Annotated in this window: 14 protein-coding genes; 10 read left to right on the plus strand and 4 right to left on the minus strand. The window is 70.5% G+C overall.

Going from position 1 to position 14,599, the window contains the following annotated elements:
* Positions 1 to 2 precede the first annotated feature (2 nt).
* Together AB3M34_RS02550 and AB3M34_RS02555 are read left to right on the plus strand one after the other, a co-directional pair.
* The gene (locus tag AB3M34_RS02550; RefSeq protein ID WP_370617515.1) at positions 3 to 854 is read left to right on the plus strand and encodes a patatin-like phospholipase family protein; all 852 of its coding nucleotides are present in this window, start codon (positions 3 to 5) and stop codon (positions 852 to 854) included.
* A 2-nt stretch (positions 855 to 856) separates the two neighbouring features.
* Positions 857 to 1,216 (plus strand): sterol carrier family protein, encoded by a 360-nt coding sequence (locus tag AB3M34_RS02555; RefSeq protein ID WP_370617516.1) that lies wholly within the window; start codon positions 857 to 859, stop codon positions 1,214 to 1,216.
* Positions 1,217 to 1,239: 23 nt separating this feature from the next.
* Here the strand turns inward: AB3M34_RS02555 and AB3M34_RS02560 are convergent, their stop codons facing one another.
* A complete protein-coding gene (locus AB3M34_RS02560) occupies positions 1,240 to 2,559 on the minus strand; it encodes a glycoside hydrolase domain-containing protein (protein ID WP_370617517.1) in 1,320 nt (439 codons plus the stop codon).
* A gap of 28 nt (positions 2,560 to 2,587) precedes the next feature.
* On the opposite strand from AB3M34_RS02560, the gene AB3M34_RS02565 reads away from it, so the two are divergent.
* From AB3M34_RS02565 to AB3M34_RS02580, 4 genes are all read left to right on the plus strand, one after another.
* On the plus strand, positions 2,588 to 3,925 hold the full coding sequence (locus tag AB3M34_RS02565) for a dipeptidase (RefSeq protein WP_370617518.1): 1,338 nt from the start codon (positions 2,588 to 2,590) through the stop codon (positions 3,923 to 3,925).
* 111 nt (positions 3,926 to 4,036) lie between these two features.
* Positions 4,037 to 5,161, plus strand: a complete 1,125-nt coding sequence (locus AB3M34_RS02570) for a hypothetical protein (RefSeq protein ID WP_370617519.1) — start codon at positions 4,037 to 4,039, stop codon at positions 5,159 to 5,161.
* 202 nt (positions 5,162 to 5,363) lie between these two features.
* Positions 5,364 to 5,816 (plus strand): hypothetical protein, encoded by a 453-nt coding sequence (locus tag AB3M34_RS02575; protein ID WP_370617520.1) that lies wholly within the window; start codon positions 5,364 to 5,366, stop codon positions 5,814 to 5,816.
* A 56-nt stretch (positions 5,817 to 5,872) separates the two neighbouring features.
* Positions 5,873 to 6,151: a hypothetical protein gene (locus tag AB3M34_RS02580; RefSeq protein WP_370617521.1), complete on the plus strand. Its 279-nt coding sequence runs from the start codon at positions 5,873 to 5,875 to the stop codon at positions 6,149 to 6,151.
* Between the two features lie 81 nt (positions 6,152 to 6,232).
* Here the strand turns inward: AB3M34_RS02580 and AB3M34_RS02585 are convergent, their stop codons facing one another.
* Positions 6,233 to 7,804 carry a long-chain-fatty-acid--CoA ligase gene (locus tag AB3M34_RS02585; RefSeq protein ID WP_370617522.1) on the minus strand — a complete coding sequence of 524 codons (1,572 nt, stop codon included), beginning with the start codon at positions 7,802 to 7,804 and terminating at the stop codon, positions 6,233 to 6,235.
* Positions 7,805 to 7,899: 95 nt separating this feature from the next.
* Between AB3M34_RS02585 and AB3M34_RS02590 the strand changes: the two genes are divergently transcribed.
* From AB3M34_RS02590 to AB3M34_RS02605, 4 genes are all read left to right on the plus strand, one after another.
* On the plus strand, positions 7,900 to 8,028 hold the full coding sequence (locus tag AB3M34_RS02590; protein ID WP_267236157.1) for a hypothetical protein: 129 nt from the start codon (positions 7,900 to 7,902) through the stop codon (positions 8,026 to 8,028).
* 38 nt (positions 8,029 to 8,066) lie between these two features.
* Entirely contained in the window at positions 8,067 to 9,581 is a 1,515-nt protein-coding gene (gene purF / locus AB3M34_RS02595; RefSeq protein WP_370617523.1) for an amidophosphoribosyltransferase, read from the plus strand.
* 16 nt (positions 9,582 to 9,597) lie between these two features.
* The gene (gene purM / locus AB3M34_RS02600; RefSeq protein WP_370617524.1) at positions 9,598 to 10,647 is read left to right on the plus strand and encodes a phosphoribosylformylglycinamidine cyclo-ligase; all 1,050 of its coding nucleotides are present in this window, start codon (positions 9,598 to 9,600) and stop codon (positions 10,645 to 10,647) included.
* 138 nt (positions 10,648 to 10,785) lie between these two features.
* Complete coding sequence (locus tag AB3M34_RS02605) at positions 10,786 to 10,980, plus strand: DUF3073 domain-containing protein (RefSeq protein ID WP_370617525.1); 195 nt, start codon at positions 10,786 to 10,788, stop codon at positions 10,978 to 10,980.
* A gap of 79 nt (positions 10,981 to 11,059) precedes the next feature.
* On the opposite strand, the gene AB3M34_RS02610 is transcribed toward AB3M34_RS02605, so the two are convergent.
* Together AB3M34_RS02610 and AB3M34_RS02615 are read right to left on the minus strand one after the other, a co-directional pair.
* Positions 11,060 to 12,829, minus strand: a complete 1,770-nt coding sequence (locus AB3M34_RS02610; RefSeq protein ID WP_370617526.1) for an ABC transporter ATP-binding protein — start codon at positions 12,827 to 12,829, stop codon at positions 11,060 to 11,062.
* Positions 12,826 to 14,532 (minus strand): ABC transporter transmembrane domain-containing protein, encoded by a 1,707-nt coding sequence (locus AB3M34_RS02615; RefSeq protein WP_370617527.1) that lies wholly within the window; start codon positions 14,530 to 14,532, stop codon positions 12,826 to 12,828. The genes AB3M34_RS02610 and AB3M34_RS02615 overlap by 4 nt, the downstream gene beginning before the upstream one ends.
* Positions 14,533 to 14,599 lie beyond the last annotated feature (67 nt).

Genomic DNA, 14,599 nt, shown 5'->3' on the forward strand with positions numbered 1-14,599 from the left:
CGGTGACTACACGCGCACTGGTCCTCGGCGGCGGCGGGATCACCGGGATCGCCTGGGAGATCGGCCTGCTGCACGGTCTCGTGGAGCTCGGCCTCGATCTCTCGGGAGCCGACCTGGTGATCGGGACGTCGGCCGGCTCGGTGGTCGGGGCGCAGCTCACCAACGGCGCCACGACCGACGCGATGTACGAGCGGCAGCTGGCGCCCATCGGCACGTTCGGGCCCGAGCCCGCAGCGTCGATCGGGTTCGGCGTGACGGCACGCTGGATCGGCACAGGTATCCGGAGCGGTCGCGACCTGGAGCTGCTCGGACGGCGCCTCGGCGCCTACGCGATGCGCGAGGCAGACCGTGGCCGCGTGCCGACGGAGGCTGAGCGGGTCGCCGTCATCAGCAATCGCCTCGTGTCGCACGAGTGGCCGGAGCGGGCTCTGCGGGTGACGGTCGTGGACGCGGTGAGCGGGGCGTTCCGTGCGTTCGGAGCCGATGACGGAGTCCCGTTGGTCCTGGCCGTCGCGGCGAGCTGTGCCGTCCCTGGCGTCTACCCGCCGATCTCGATCGACGGGAACCGCTACATCGACGGAGGTACGCGGTCGTCGGCGAACGCCGACCTCGCCGCCGGCCACGACCGGGTCGTGGCACTGACTCCGATCGCCGCGGCGTTCCCGCGCTCGCGTGGAGCCGCCGCGCAGCTGGCGCAGACGGACAGCCGCCACACCGTCGTGGCACCCGACCAGGATGCGCGGCGCGCCATCGGCCGCAACGTGCTCGATCCTTCGGCACGAGCAGCGACGGCACGTGCGGGGCGTGCGCAAGCGCGCGCGGTCGTGGATGCCGTGACCCAGGTGTGGGGCTGACCGTGGCACGCCGGCTCACGCCGCTCGACCCGGCCGCCTGGCAGGAGCTCAGTGCCCGGCTCGACGTATCCGACCCGTCGCCGGGCGACCTTCGCGCGGCGACGAAGCACCTGCTGGCCGTCCTCGACCAGCAGGCACCGGGCAACAGCGTTGAGGTGCGGGTGCCGCCGTACGCTGCCGTGCAGGTCATCCCTGGTGCCCGCCACACCCGAGGCACGCCGCCGGCCGTCGTCGAGACCGACCCTGCGACGTGGATCGCGCTCGCCACGGGCCGTACGACGTGGGCCGAGGCGGTCGCCGCCGGCAAGGTCAACGCCTCTGGCGAGCGCAGCGACCTCTCGCCGTACCTGCCGCTGGCCTGACCTCCTCGACCAGCGAGGGACCGTCAGCGGCGACCAGCCTGCAGCGCCGCCCAGAGCCGCGGCTCGGCTGTACGCCATGCCGGCAGGCGCACCTTCTTGCGGTAGTCCCGCACCGCCCGCTCCGTCGTGGCATCGAACAGGCCGTTGCGCGGCACGGATCGGTTCAGCGCCGCGGTGAGCGACCGTTGCAGCTTGTAGACGGGCTTGCCAGTCGATCCACGCTTGAGCACCGGGGCCGTGGCGCCCGACAGGAGCGACACCCACACCTTGCGGCTCACCGTGCCGGTCTGCGACCACCCACGCGCGGCCCGATAGCGGTTGACCGCACGCTGCGCCTTGGCGCCGAACTTGGACCCGGAGGTCGACCCCTTGTAGTAGCCGCGCTGCTTCAGCAGGCACTTGGCCTCGGGGACGAGGTCGGGGCGCCGCTGGTTGCGTCGGATGTAGCGGTACTTGGAGACGCTCGCCGTCCCGCACTGGGCCTTCGGCTTCGTCGTCGTGGACCCAGCGCCGATGTCCATCACGTTGCGGTCGATGTTGATCGTGACGCCGTTGTAGCGGCTGAGGTCATTGCCGACGTACTGGTGGATCCGACTGCCGTCCGCCCAGTAGCGGTCGTCGAGGTAGGGCTCGGCCTTGAGGTTCGCCTTGCGGTTGTACCAGCCGTACCAGAGCACGTCCGGGTAGTGGTAGCCGCTGACCGACGCGTTGCGGAGCGTGTTCATCGTCGTGATCGCCGCCGACGCGCTCGAGTAGAGCCCGGAGCGATAGCCGCGCTGCGCGATCCGCGCGCTCCATCCGTTGACGAACTCGATGACGGCCACGTTGCAGGTGGCGTTGGAGACCGGGTACCACTCGATGTCGAGGGTGAGGACGTTCTTCTTGCCGATCCCCAGCGAGCCCGCTGCGGCGACGCTCTCGTCGGCCGCGAGCACACCCTGCGTGCGTGCCGTCGCGGGGTTCGACGACATCTTCTGCTTGTTGCCGCCGTAGCAGGGGGCCTGCATGCCGACGTGGATCGGCAGGAGGCGCCACCCCCGCGCGGACTGGGTCGACACCCAGCTGCGGGTCAGGTTCGGCTGCGCGCACGCCCTCGACGAACCGGAGATGTAGACACCGACGGCGCCGAACGGGGAGGAGACCCACCAGGCGTCCATCGCGGCCTGGGACGGCGCCGTGCAGGCGTCGAACGCAAACCCCGTGAAGCTGCCGGGAGCGCGGACCTCCGCGTTCGCGGGTGCGGCGGCGAGTGCTGGCGCGAGTGCTCCCGCGGCCAGCGTGAGTCCTGCGACAGCAGCGGTGAGCCGCCGTCGAGAGATGGTCCGGATCCGTGTGGCGAGCATCGACGTGGTCCCCCGTAAAGTGCCGATCATGAGCCTTGCAGCGGTGCAACGACTTCATGCCATCATGCCCTCGGTGAGGTCCGACTTGAAGGATCTCGTGCGGATTCCTTCTGTGGGCGCAGATCCTGCGCGGGCAGACGACGTACGCCGCAGTGCTGACGCCGTTGCTTCGTTGCTCCGTGACGCCGGGTTCGCCGAGGTCGACGTCGTCTCCGCGGGCGGCGGACCCGCCGTCATCGCCAACCACCCCGCACCGCCGGGCGCGCCCACCGTGCTGCTCTACGCGCACCACGACGTCCAGCCCACCGGCGACCCGGCAGCCTGGACGTCGCCGCCGTTCGAGCCGACCGAACGCGGAGACCGCCTGTACGGCCGGGGTGCGGCCGACGACAAGGCGGGGATAGCTGCCCACCTCGCGGCCTTCCGGGCGTGGGAGGGCAATCCGCCGGTCGGCGTCACCGTCTTCGTCGAGGGCGAGGAGGAGTCGGGGTCTGCCAGCCTCGGCGCGCTGCTCGACACCTATCGCGACCGCCTCGCCGCCGACGTCATCGTCATCGCCGACTCCAGCAACTGGGACATCGGCACCCCCGCCCTCACCACCACGCTGCGCGGCCTGGTCGACTGCGTCGTCGAGGTCGAGACGCTGAAGCACGCCGTGCACTCCGGGATGTGGGGCGGCGTCTTCCCCGACGCCCTGGCGGTGCTCGTGCGGCTGCTCTCGACGCTGCACGACGACTCCGGCGAGGTCGCCGTCTCCGGTCTGCACGTCGGGGAGGCGGCCGACGTCGTCTACCCCGAGGACCGCCTCATCGCCGAGTCCGGAGTGCTCGAGGGCGTCGAGCAGATCGGCTCCGGCTCGGTCGTCGACCGGTTGTGGGCGAAGCCCGCGATCAGCGTCATCGGCATCGACGCGCCGACGGTCGCCGACTCGTCGAACACGCTCGTGCCGCGGGCTCGGGCGAAGATCTCCCTGCGCATCGCGCCCGGCTCCGACACCGACGCGTCCATGGACGCGCTCGTCGAGCACCTGCGTACGCACGCGCCCTGGGGTGCCCGGGTCACGGTGACGCCGAACGATCGCGGAGACGCGTACGCGATCGACGCCCAGGGGCCCGCGTACGAGGCCGCGCGCGCCGCGTTCCGCGAGGCATGGGAGGGCGTGGAGCCGATCGACATGGGCGTGGGCGGTTCGATCCCGTTCATCGCCGAGTTCGCCGGTCGTTATCCCGACGCTGCCGTGCTGGTGACGGGAGTGGAGGACCCCGACACGCGGGCCCACGGGATCGACGAAGGCCTGCACCTCGGGGAGTTCAAGCGCGTGTGCCTCGCGGAGACTCTGCTGCTGGGACGGCTCGCCGACGCGTAGGAACGGTGTTCCACCTATTGAGAAGATATGTGACAAATCATATATCTTCGCGCATTTCGCTCTATGTTCTTCTGAAACGGCCGCTATCGGGGTGGCCGCGGAAGGAGAGACATGACGATGACTCCAACCCGCCGCGGCGCGGGCCTGGTCGCGGCGGGTGCCCTCGTTGCAGGTGCCCTCGGCGCGCTCCCGATGTCCGCGGCGCACGCCGCTGAGGTCACGACAGACTACTCGTGCGACTACACCGGCGGCCCGCACGCATCGTCGCTGAGCGCGGATGTTCAGGCGCCGGCGACGATCCTGACGGGTCAGCCGCTCACGCTGAGCGCGACCGGCGTCGAGTATGCCTGGGGCGCGACCTGGAGCCAGGCGGGCCGCGACTACTCGATGAAGTACAAGGGCGTGACCGCGACCGTGCCGGTGATCGTCAACGGCGTCGCTCTCGCGCAACCGGCGAAGCTGACCTTCGACGACGCTGACCTGGTCGTCCCCGCAGCCGGCAACATGACGTGGCCGGCGAAGATCGCGTTCCCTGCGATCCCGACCACCTCGGGCGCCGACGTGAGCGTCACATTCGGCAAGGTCGACTTCGACATGCAGGTCGCTCTCAGCCTCGTCGGCGGCGGCAACATCTTCATCCCGGCCAAGGTCCCTTGCGCGGTTTCCGGCGCGGCGCCGACGGTCGCGAGCGTCGATGTCCTTCCCCCGGGCACCCTCGCCTCGGCCGCAGCGCTGCGGGCCGTCGGCAAGCCCGTCGTCGGCCAGCGACTGTCGGCCGTCGGTGGGACGACCACCCCGGCCAGCGCGGTCGCGTACACGTGGCTCGTCGGCGGCAAGGCTGCCGGCGCCGGTGCGGCGTACGTCGTGAAGCCCGCCGATCTCGGCAAGGCCGTCGCCCTGAGCTCGCGGGCGACGAAGGTCGGCTACAAGACGAAGATCACCACCGTCACCGTCGGGAAGGTCGCCGCCGGCACCTTCGTCGTACCGGGCAAGCCCAAGGTCACCGGCAAGGCCAAGGTGGGCAAGACGCTCACGGCCAAGCCCAGGGCCGTCGCCGGGACCAAGGTCACGTACCAGTGGCTGAAGAACGGCAAGGCCGTCAAGGGCGCGAAGGCCAAGAAGCTCAAGCTCAAGAAGTCGTTCAAGGGCAAGAAGGTGTCGGTGAAGGTCACCTACACCCGGGCCGGCTACCGCACCGTCGTCGTGACGTCGGCCGCCAAGAAGGTCAAGAAGTAACCCAGATCTGACGAAAGACCCGGCATCCGGCCGCCTGTCCCGGCTCGGATGTCGGGTCCTTCGTTGTCGCGATCCTGGCCGCACGTCCGAACGGAGCCACGTCGCAACCTGGCACAGCTCGTGACGTTGTTCAGCATGATGTTGACACACGCAAGGATGGGCACGCGGACATGAATATTGGCGGCAAGGACCTGGGGTAGTGATGCGCGTCGAGTCTCACGATCGCTTCAGCGCCGTTGCCGAGTTTGACCCGGTGACGGGGCGCCTCGATGAGTTCAGCCGTGCGTCCGGCGCCGCTGCGGACCGGGTCGCCCCACAGGGCCACTATTCAAGGTTGGCGGGGACGCTCGTGGTGTTCTACCGACTTGGCGCGTCACTTTGGATACGCATCGGGGTCGCATCCCGGAATCTCGACGACGCGGGAGTGGAGATCCGCTGGAAGAGGTCTCGTGGGCACTCAACTCTGGACCTCATCGATAACGGAGTGCTGGTTGCGGAAGCGGAGTATCAGCCAGGCCCGGGAGGTGGCGACGCGGATCCGACTCCTTTCGCGGAATCGGAAGACTGGGACTTCGGGCTGTTCGTGAATGCGGTGCTTGGGAGCGAAGGTCGCCGCGCGCGCATCTACGGCGGGGCGGGAGGATACGCGGAATGACGAAATCGCGGAGGGGGCAGCCGTACCGTCGGAAGATCCGGTTCCTGGATGACGCGTTGATTCTCGAGGATGGCGCGCGGTGGGATCGAGTCCGTCCCGCGAGCTCGTACTTCAGTACCGCGCGCGAGGTCTGTGAGCTGTCGCCGATCCGTGCCGTCCTCATCGATGGCCGCACCGCGCCGACGGACATGACGCTCGAGCGATATAGAGCCTGCGTCGCACAGGCGCTGACAACCGTCCCTGCGGAAGGCGAGGACCCGGCGGTCCAGTTCGTCGTCTACTCCCGAGGCGGCCACACCATCGTCGGTGTGGTGCCGGCGCAGGACTGGTTCTGAGCGTCCCCGGCGGTGCGGGCCGGCGGTGATCCAGCGAGCTGCTGGGCCCTGATCCAGCGCTGATGGATCAGAGCCCAGCCGTCAGATCTGGCGGCCCGACTCCGCCCAGTAGCCCTTGCGAAGGTCGCGCTTGAGGATCTTGCCGGACGGGTTGCGGGGGAGGAGCTCGACGACGTCGATCGTCCGCGGGCACTTGTAGCCGGCGAGCTGCTCGCGCGTGTACGCGATGAGCTCCTCCTCGGTGACCGACTGGCCCTCGCGGAAGGCGACGACGGCCTTCACGCTCTCGCCCCAGCGCTCGTCGGGAACGCCGATCACGGCAACCTCGGCGACCGCGGGGTGTCCGGTGAGGACGCGCTCCACCTCGGGGGAGTACACGTTCTCGCCACCGGTGACGATCATGTCTTTGATGCGGTCCTCGACGTATACGTAGCCGTCCACGAAGCGCCCGATGTCGCCCGTCCGGAACCAGCCGTTCTCGGTGATGACCTCGGCGGTGGCCCCGGGCTTGTTGAGGAAGCCCTTCATCAGCTGCGGCGTGCGGAACCACAGCTCGCCCGCCTCGCCCTCGGCCACGTCCTCCAGCAGGAACGGGTCGACGACGCGGGTCTCCACGCCCGGGATCGGGATGCCGGCCGACAGCAGCCGCTCCGGGTGGTCGGCGTCGAGGTGGTCCTCGGGGAGCAGGTGCGTCACGACGCCGCACACCTCGGTGAGGCCGTACACCTGCATGAACTTCGTGTCCGGCCACGCCTCCATCGCCGCGCGCAGCAGCGGCAGCGGCATCGGCGCGGCGCCGTACGTGAAGAACTTCAGGCGACCGAACAGCGCGGCGGCCTCAGGCCCTCCGGCGAGCGCCATCTGCGCGACGGCGGGGACGAGGAACGCGGAGTTGGCGCCCTTCATGATCGCCGTCGCCAACGACATCGGGTCGGGGTCGCGCGTCATGATGCTCGGGAACCCGTCGTGGATCGCGAACTGCACGTACGAGGTGCCGCCGACGTGGAAGAGCGGCATGGCGACGAGGCTCTTGTCGCCGGGCTCGAGCTCCCAGTCCGCGTGGGCGTTCACCGTGTGCGCGACCATCGCGCGGTGCGACAGCATGACGCCCTTGGGTCGCCCGGTCGTGCCCGAGCTGTACATCACGAGGCAGATGTCGTCTGGACGGTGGTCGGGCGACGGTCCGGCAGGCTGTGACGCGGCGAGCCACGCCTCGTACTCGTCTCCTTCAGCTCCGTCTGGCGTCACCTGGATGATCTGCTCGACCGTGGGGAGCCTCTCGCGGATCGTCTCGATCGCCGGGACCAGCTCCGTCCCGACGAACAGGACCCGGGCACCGGAGTCGTTGATCGTGTAGTCCAGCTCGTCGCCGGCAAGGCGCCAGTTGACGATCGCGGTCGCCATGCCGCGGGAGGCGGCCGCGAGAGTGATCTCGACGCACGCCGGATGGTTCTTGTCGAGGAACGCGACGACGTCCCCCCGGCCCAGCCCGAGGTCGCGCAGGCCGCCTGCAGCGCGGCGTACGCGGTCGTCGAACTCGGCGTACGACCATGCCCTCTCGCCGTAGTCCATGCAGTCGGCGTCCGGCGTCACCTCGGCCCAGTAGGCCAGGCGATCATCCAGGAAGGTAGGTGTCGGAGGGGCTGCGGTCATCGGCTGACTCCTCGGGGCGGCGCGTGCGCGTCGGCGGACAGTGGTGACGACTGTGACACGGGTCACACGGTGAGGCAAGGACGTACTCTGAGGTGGTGCCTCTTGCTGAGATCTCCGCCGCCGGATCCCTTCCCCAACCGCTCATCGGAGCGGTCGCCGTCGGCATTCCGCTGCTCATCGTCGCTGTCTTCTTCGTCTTCTGGGACCGCCCGAAGAAGCCCTGAGCAGGAGCGCATTCACCCCAGGCACCTACACTGGAGGCGTGCCTCGCGGAGACGGTCGTCTGACCCACGACCTGGACCCCCACGACGTCGGCCCCCAGGATGCCTGCGGTGTCTTCGGAGTATGGGCTCCAGGCGAAGAAGTAGCCAAGCTCTCGTACTTCGGGCTCTACGCCCTCCAGCACCGCGGACAGGAGTCCGCGGGCATCGCAGTGAGCAACGGATCGCAGATCCTCGTCTACAAGGACATGGGCCTCGTCTCGCAGGTCTTCGACGAGGCCACGCTCGAGTCGCTCCAGGGAAGCCTGGCCATCGGCCACACCCGCTACTCGACCACCGGCGCCAGCGTCTGGCAGAACGCGCAGCCGACGTTCCGGCCGACCGCGCACGGGTCCGTGGCCCTCGGTCACAACGGCAACCTGACCAACACCGCCGAGCTCGCCGACCTCCTCGAGAAGCGCACCGCCGAGACCGGCAGCGAGCTCGTCGGCCGTGTGCGGGAGTTCGCGTCCAGCGACACCGCTGTGATGGCCTCGCTGCTCGCCTCGTACGAGGACCGCTCGCTCGAGGACGCCGCGCTGGAGGTGCTGCCGCAGCTGCGCGGCGCCTTCTCCCTGGTCTTCATGGACAACGACACTCTGTACGCCGCGCGCGACCCGCAGGGCATCCGTCCGCTGGTGCTCGGCCGCCTCGAGCGCGGATGGGTCGTCGCCTCCGAGACTGCCGCGCTCGACATCGTCGGTGCCTCGTACATCCGCGAGATCGAGCCGGGCGAGTTCGTGGCGATCGACGCAGACGGCCTCCGTACGCACCACTTCGCTGAGCCGGCGCCCAAGGGCTGCGTCTTCGAGTTCGTCTACCTCGCGCGTCCCGACACCCAGATCTCCGACCAGAGGGTCTTCTCCGTCCGAGCCGAGATCGGTCGCCGCCTGGCCGCGGAGGCCCCGGTCGAGGCCGACCTCGTGATCCCCGTGCCGGAGTCCGGCACGCCGGCGGCGATCGGCTTCGCGGAGGCCTCGGGCATCCCGTTCGGCCACGGGCTCGTCAAGAACTCGTACGTCGGCCGCACGTTCATCCAGCCGAGCCAGACCCTGCGCCAGCTCGGCATCCGGCTCAAGCTCAACCCGTTGCGCGACGTCATCGCCGGCAAGCGCCTGGTCGTCGTGGACGACTCGATCGTGCGGGGCAACACGCAGCGTCAGCTCGTCCGCATGCTCCGCGAGGCGGGTGCTGCCGAGGTCCACGTGCGCATCTCCAGTCCACCGGTGAAGTGGCCCTGCTTCTACGGCATCGACTTCGCGACCCGGGCCGAGCTGATCGCCAACGGCATCTCGGTGGACGAGATCCGCCGCTCGATCGGCGCGGACTCCCTGTCCTACATCTCGCTCGAGGAGATGGTCGACGCCACGAACGTGCCCAAGGCGAACCTGTGCCGGGCGTGCTTCGACGGCGAGTACCCTGTCGCGCTGCCCGAGGGCAGCCTGGTCGGCAGGAACCTTCTCGAGCCCGAGGAGCACGCGGACGACCGCGTCTCCGTGACCATGGTCAATCCCTGAGCGGCGGAGGGTCGCAGTGACGTCGTACGCAAGTGCCGGAGTCTCGATCGAGGCCGGAGACCGTGCCGTCGAGCTGATGAAGGAGTGGGTCGAGAAGGCTCGCCGGCCGGAGGTCCTCGGAGGGATCGGCGGGTTCGCCGGCCTGTTCGACGCCTCGCAGCTGAAGCGCTTCGACCGTCCGTTGCTCGCCACGTCCGCGGACGGTGTCGGCACGAAGGTCGCCATCGCGCAGCGCATGGACGTCCACGACACGATCGGCTTCGACCTCGTCGGCATGCTCGTCGATGACCTCGTCGTCTGCGGTGCGGAGCCGCTGTTCCTCACCGACTACATCGCGACCGGCAAGGTCGTGCCGGAGCGGGTGGCTGCGATCGTCAAGGGCATCGCCCAGGCGTGCGAGGAGGCGGGCTGCGCTCTGCTGGGCGGCGAGACCGCCGAGCACCCGGGCCTGCTCGGTCCTGACGACTACGACGTCGCGGGCTCGACGACCGGCGTCGTCGAGGCAGAGTCGCTGCTTGGCGCTCACAAGGTCCAGGCGGGCGACGCCGTGATCGCGATGGCGTCGTCGGGCCTGCACTCCAACGGCTACTCGCTGGTCCGCAAGGTCTTCTTCGAGGTGGCCGGCTGGGACGTCGAGCGTGAGGTGTCCGAGCTCGGGGGCACCCTCGGCGAGACGCTGCTGACGCCGACGCGCCTGTACGCGAAGCCGTGCCTGGAGCTGGCGTCGGCGGTCGAGGTGCACGCGATGTCCCACATCACCGGTGGCGGGTTCGCCGCGAACCTGGCGCGTGTGATCCCGGACGGCGTCTCCGTCCGGGTCGAGCGCAGCACCTGGACGCCGGCCCCGGTGTTCGGGCTGGTCGGCGAGCTCGGCGGGGTCTCTCGTCCCGATCTGGAGTCCGCTCTCAACATGGGTGTCGGCATGGTGGCGCTGGTCGCTCGCGACTCGGCAGAGCGTGCACTCGCCGTTCTCGCCGAGCAGGGCATCGACGCCTGGGAGTGCGGCGAGGTCCTCGATGTTCCCGGCGGAGGGGTTGAGCTGGTCGGCGGCTACCGCGCAGTGTGATCTGCATCACCCTCGACATCGGGTGCCGGAATCGTCGGTGACGAGTCGCCGGGTCGGTTCGCGCATCCTTGGCCTCAACAGGTAGCCTTAGCGCTACGAGAGACCACATTCCGAGACTTCGCGAGGGGGTCGGACCCTATGGGGCGCGGCCGTGCAAAAGCCAAGCAGACGAAGGTTGCACGCAACCTGAAGTATCAGACGCTCGACACCGACTTCGACCAGCTGCAGCGCGAGCTCCACGGTGAGCCCGACGGCGCTGTCGAAGAGCCGGACCCCGAGCTTCTCGAGAAGTACGCCGACTTCGCCGACAGCGAGTCCGGTCCTCCGAAGTGAACGTCGCCGACGCAGCCCGCCGGATTCTCCCGCGGGCTGCGTCGTGTCTTGCGCACTGACAGACGCGCCGCCGTCCGTCTCAGGACTGGGACCAGGACGCCCACAGCCGGGCGTACTGACCATCCTGCGCGAGCAGCTCGTCGTGAGTGCCTTCCTCGACGATCGCACCGTGGTCGAGGACGACGATCCGGTCAGCCTGCACCGCCTGCGTGAGCCGGTGTGCGACCACGAGGGCGGTGCGGCCCCGGAGGACGTCGGCCGCGGCCTCGTCGAGCTGCCTGGCCCCTGACGAACCGGCTTCCGCTGTGGCCTCGTCGAGGACCACGACCGGACGGTCGGCGAGCAGGATCCGGGCGAGCGCGAGCTGCTGAGCCTGGGCGGGGGTGAGCGGGTGCCCGTGCGCGCCGACGACGGTGCCCAGTCCGTCGGGGAGCGCGGCGACCCAGCCGGACGACCGCGTACGCCGCAGCGCGTCGTGCAGCGCGGAGTCGTCGGCGTCCGCGGCGGCCAACGTCAGGTTGTCGCGGACCGTGCCGGCGAAGACGTGCACCTGCTGGGTGACGAGCGCGACCTGGTTCCGTACGCCGCGGGCGCCCCACTCCTCGTACGAGGCGCCGCCGAGACCGCGTGCCCCCGAGGTCGGGACCAGGTGACCTGCCGCGACGAGCGCGAGGGTCGACTTGCCCGCACCCGTCGCCCCGACCAGGGCGACGCGCTCGCCGGCGCCGACGCTCAGCGTCACGTCGTGCAGGACCTCGTCGCCGTCGCTGTAGTGGTGGTGGATGCCCGCGACCTCGAGTGCGAGTCCCGACCGGTCGGGGACTTCCGTCTCCGTGCGCACCGTGCTTCCGGCTTCGTCGTCGGAGTCGGGCAGGAGCGCGAGTCCGGCGAGACGAGCCAGTGAGGCACCAGCCGACTGGACCTGGTCGAAGGTCGTGAGCACCCCTCCGATCGGCCCGAAGAGGCGGTGGAAGAACAGCGCGGCCGTCGTCGCGGCGCCCACCGTGACGATGTCGTCGCGGACGAGGACGAAGCCCGTGCCGAGCACGAGGAGCAGTCCGACGAGCTCGGCCCGGTTGGTCCGGGCGAAGAACCGGGTGAGCATCCGGTACACGGTGATCGACACCGTGGCCGCGTGCCACGAGCGGACGGCGACCTGCTCCTGCCACGCCTCGCCGTACCCGAGCGCCCGCAGCGTCCGTGCACTGTGGACGCCGGTCAGCAAGGCTTCCGCGCGCTCGCCCTGAGCGATCCGCTCCTCGCGGTAGAGCGGGGCGGACCGCGGCAGGTACCAGCGCAGGCCGAGCACGTAGAAGGGCAGCGCGCACAGGCCGGCGAGCCCGAGGCGCCAGTCGATCGCCGCGAGCCCGACGGCGGTGAAGGCGATCGCGACCGACGACTCCACCGTGTACGGGACCGCCTCGTCGAGGGTGTCGGTGACCGTGCGGACGTCGTCGCCGACCCGCGACAGGACGTCACCGGTGCCGGCCTCCTCGATCCGGTCAGGCTCGAGGCCGAGGACGCGTGCGACGACCTCCTCGCGCAGCCGGGCGAGCGCAGGGACGACCGCCTGGCCGAGGGCGGCGACGGCGAGTCCGGCACAGAGCGCGGCGGCGACGGCAGCCGCAGCGATCACCGACGCCGCACGGACCACCTCGGTCGTCGTGCCTCCGTCGCGGACGATGTCGACGAGGTCGCCCAGGACCCACGGCGGGACGAGCCCGAGGATGCCGCTCGCCGCGAACGCGGTCGTCGCGAGCGCCAGTGCGGCGCGCCGCTCACGCAGCAGGGTCCACGCCACGCCGACGGTCTCGCGCCGGGACGCGATCGGAAGGATCGTGCCGCTCATCGGAGCACCGCCTCCTCGTAGTCGGCGCGACCGAGGAGGTCGGTGTGGGTGCCTTCGGCGACGGTCTTCCCGTCGAGGACCAGTACGACGCGGTCGGCTCGCTGGAGCACGGACGGGCTGGAGGTGATGACGACGGTCGTGGCGGTCGAGCCCTCGCCGTGGCGAAGGCCGCGGATGCCCGCGGCGATCACCTCCTCCGTCACCGAGTCGACCGCGCTGGTGGGGTCCTGCAGCACCAGGAAGGGGCGGTCCGCGGTGAGAGCTCGGGCGAGAGCGAGGCGTTGGCGCTGCCCGCCGGACAAGGCTCCGCTGACCCGGACGCGACGGTCGAGCCCGTCCGGGTGGCCCTGCACGACCTCGGCCGCAGCGGAGGCGTCGAGGGCGGCCGCGAGCCGGTCGTCCGGTGCGACCGCGGTGGGGTCGACGTTGAAGCGGACGCTGCCCTCGAAAAGGTCGACGTGGTGGCTGGCGACGAGCAACGCCGCTCGGCGCGCAGCGACGTCGAGACCGTGCAAGGGCACTCCACCGAGCCGAGCCTCTCCGCTGTCGGGGACGGCCTCACCGCTGAGGAGGGCGACGAGCGTGTCCGATGCGGCCGGGTCGTCGACCACGACCGCCACCAGCTCGCCGGGCGCGGCCACGAGGTCGAGGCTGCGCAACGGGCCAGAGACGACTCCTTCGACGGCGAGCACCAGGGGGTCGGCCGGCGAGGCGTCGCCCTCCGGCACGAGGCGCGGCGTACGGAGGACGGCGCCGACACGGCCCGCCGACGCGTGCGACGCGGCGGCGTGCGCTCCGATCTCCGCGAGCAGGCCGACAGGCTCGGCGAGGAACTGGGTGAGTCCGACGACAGCGACGAACTGCCCGAGCGACAGGTCCCCGTCGAGCGCCCGCAGTCCCGCCACGAGGGCGACCGCGGCGAGCAGCAGTCCGCTGAGTCCGCTCGTGGCTCCGGCGAGGACGCCCCAGCCGCGCACCGTGCGGACGGCCGCGGCCGCGGCCCGGCTGCTCGCGTCGCGGTACCGGGCGACGGCGACCCGCTCTGCGCCGACGCCCGCCAGCGGGCGTACGCCTTGGACGAGGTCGGTCGCCATGCCCGCGGCACGGGCGACGGCTTCCTGCTCGGTGCCGGAGCGGCGCGCGATCACCGGGCTGATCACCTGGGTCAGGGCGACGACGGCAGGCACCCCGATGAGGACGAGCAGCCCGAGCTGGACGTCGAGCCACAGGAGGTACGCGGCCGTGCCGACGGTCGCCGCGAGCGCGCTCAGGGCGAAGCCGAGCTGTCGTACGACGTAGGTGACCGCATCCGTGTCGCTCGTCGCGACCGACAGCAGCTCGCCGGGCAGCAGCCCCGTGCGTGCGCCGCGTGGATGGAGCACGTGCTCGGTGAGCTCGAGCCGCAGCGCGTGCTGCTCGCGCTGCACGGCACCGAACCCGAGCCGTGCGCCGAAGCGGTACGAGTAGCTCAGCACGCCCATCAGCACGCAGAGCCCGAGGGCGCCGACCACGAACGCCGAGACGTCGCCCGGTGCGATCGCGGTGTCGATGATGATGCCGATCGCGACCGGCACGAGTGCCTCGCACACCTGCCACAGGCTGAGCAGGGCGTACGAACCGACCAGCCGACCGCGGTGGCGACGGAGGGTGCGACGCAGCAGCGACCACGCGGTGAGCGGCGCCGCCTCCGACGCCTCAGCCATGAAGCGTCGGGATGACGACGTCGTCGCGGCGAACTGCCGGGGCCAGGTCTCGGAGCACGACGTTGAT

Source organism: Mumia sp. Pv4-285 (assembly GCF_041320275.1).
Taxonomy (GTDB): domain Bacteria; phylum Actinomycetota; class Actinomycetes; order Propionibacteriales; family Nocardioidaceae; genus Mumia; species Mumia qirimensis.

Excerpts from the sequence above, each read along its gene's own strand:
- AB3M34_RS02605 (WP_370617525.1), top strand. The coding sequence starts at position 10,786 with ATGGGGCGCGGCCGTGCAAAAGCCAAGCAGACGAAGGTTGCACGCAAC.
- AB3M34_RS02585 (WP_370617522.1), bottom strand. The coding sequence starts at position 7,804 with ATGACCGCAGCCCCTCCGACACCTACCTTCCTGGATGATCGCCTGGCC.
- AB3M34_RS02560 (WP_370617517.1), bottom strand. The coding sequence starts at position 2,559 with ATGCTCGCCACACGGATCCGGACCATCTCTCGACGGCGGCTCACCGCT.
- AB3M34_RS02615 (WP_370617527.1), bottom strand. The coding sequence starts at position 14,532 with ATGGCTGAGGCGTCGGAGGCGGCGCCGCTCACCGCGTGGTCGCTGCTG.
- AB3M34_RS02575 (WP_370617520.1), top strand. The coding sequence starts at position 5,364 with ATGCGCGTCGAGTCTCACGATCGCTTCAGCGCCGTTGCCGAGTTTGAC.
- AB3M34_RS02610 (WP_370617526.1), bottom strand. The coding sequence starts at position 12,829 with ATGAGCGGCACGATCCTTCCGATCGCGTCCCGGCGCGAGACCGTCGGC.
- AB3M34_RS02570 (WP_370617519.1), top strand. The coding sequence starts at position 4,037 with ATGACGATGACTCCAACCCGCCGCGGCGCGGGCCTGGTCGCGGCGGGT.
- AB3M34_RS02565 (WP_370617518.1), top strand. The coding sequence starts at position 2,588 with ATGAGCCTTGCAGCGGTGCAACGACTTCATGCCATCATGCCCTCGGTG.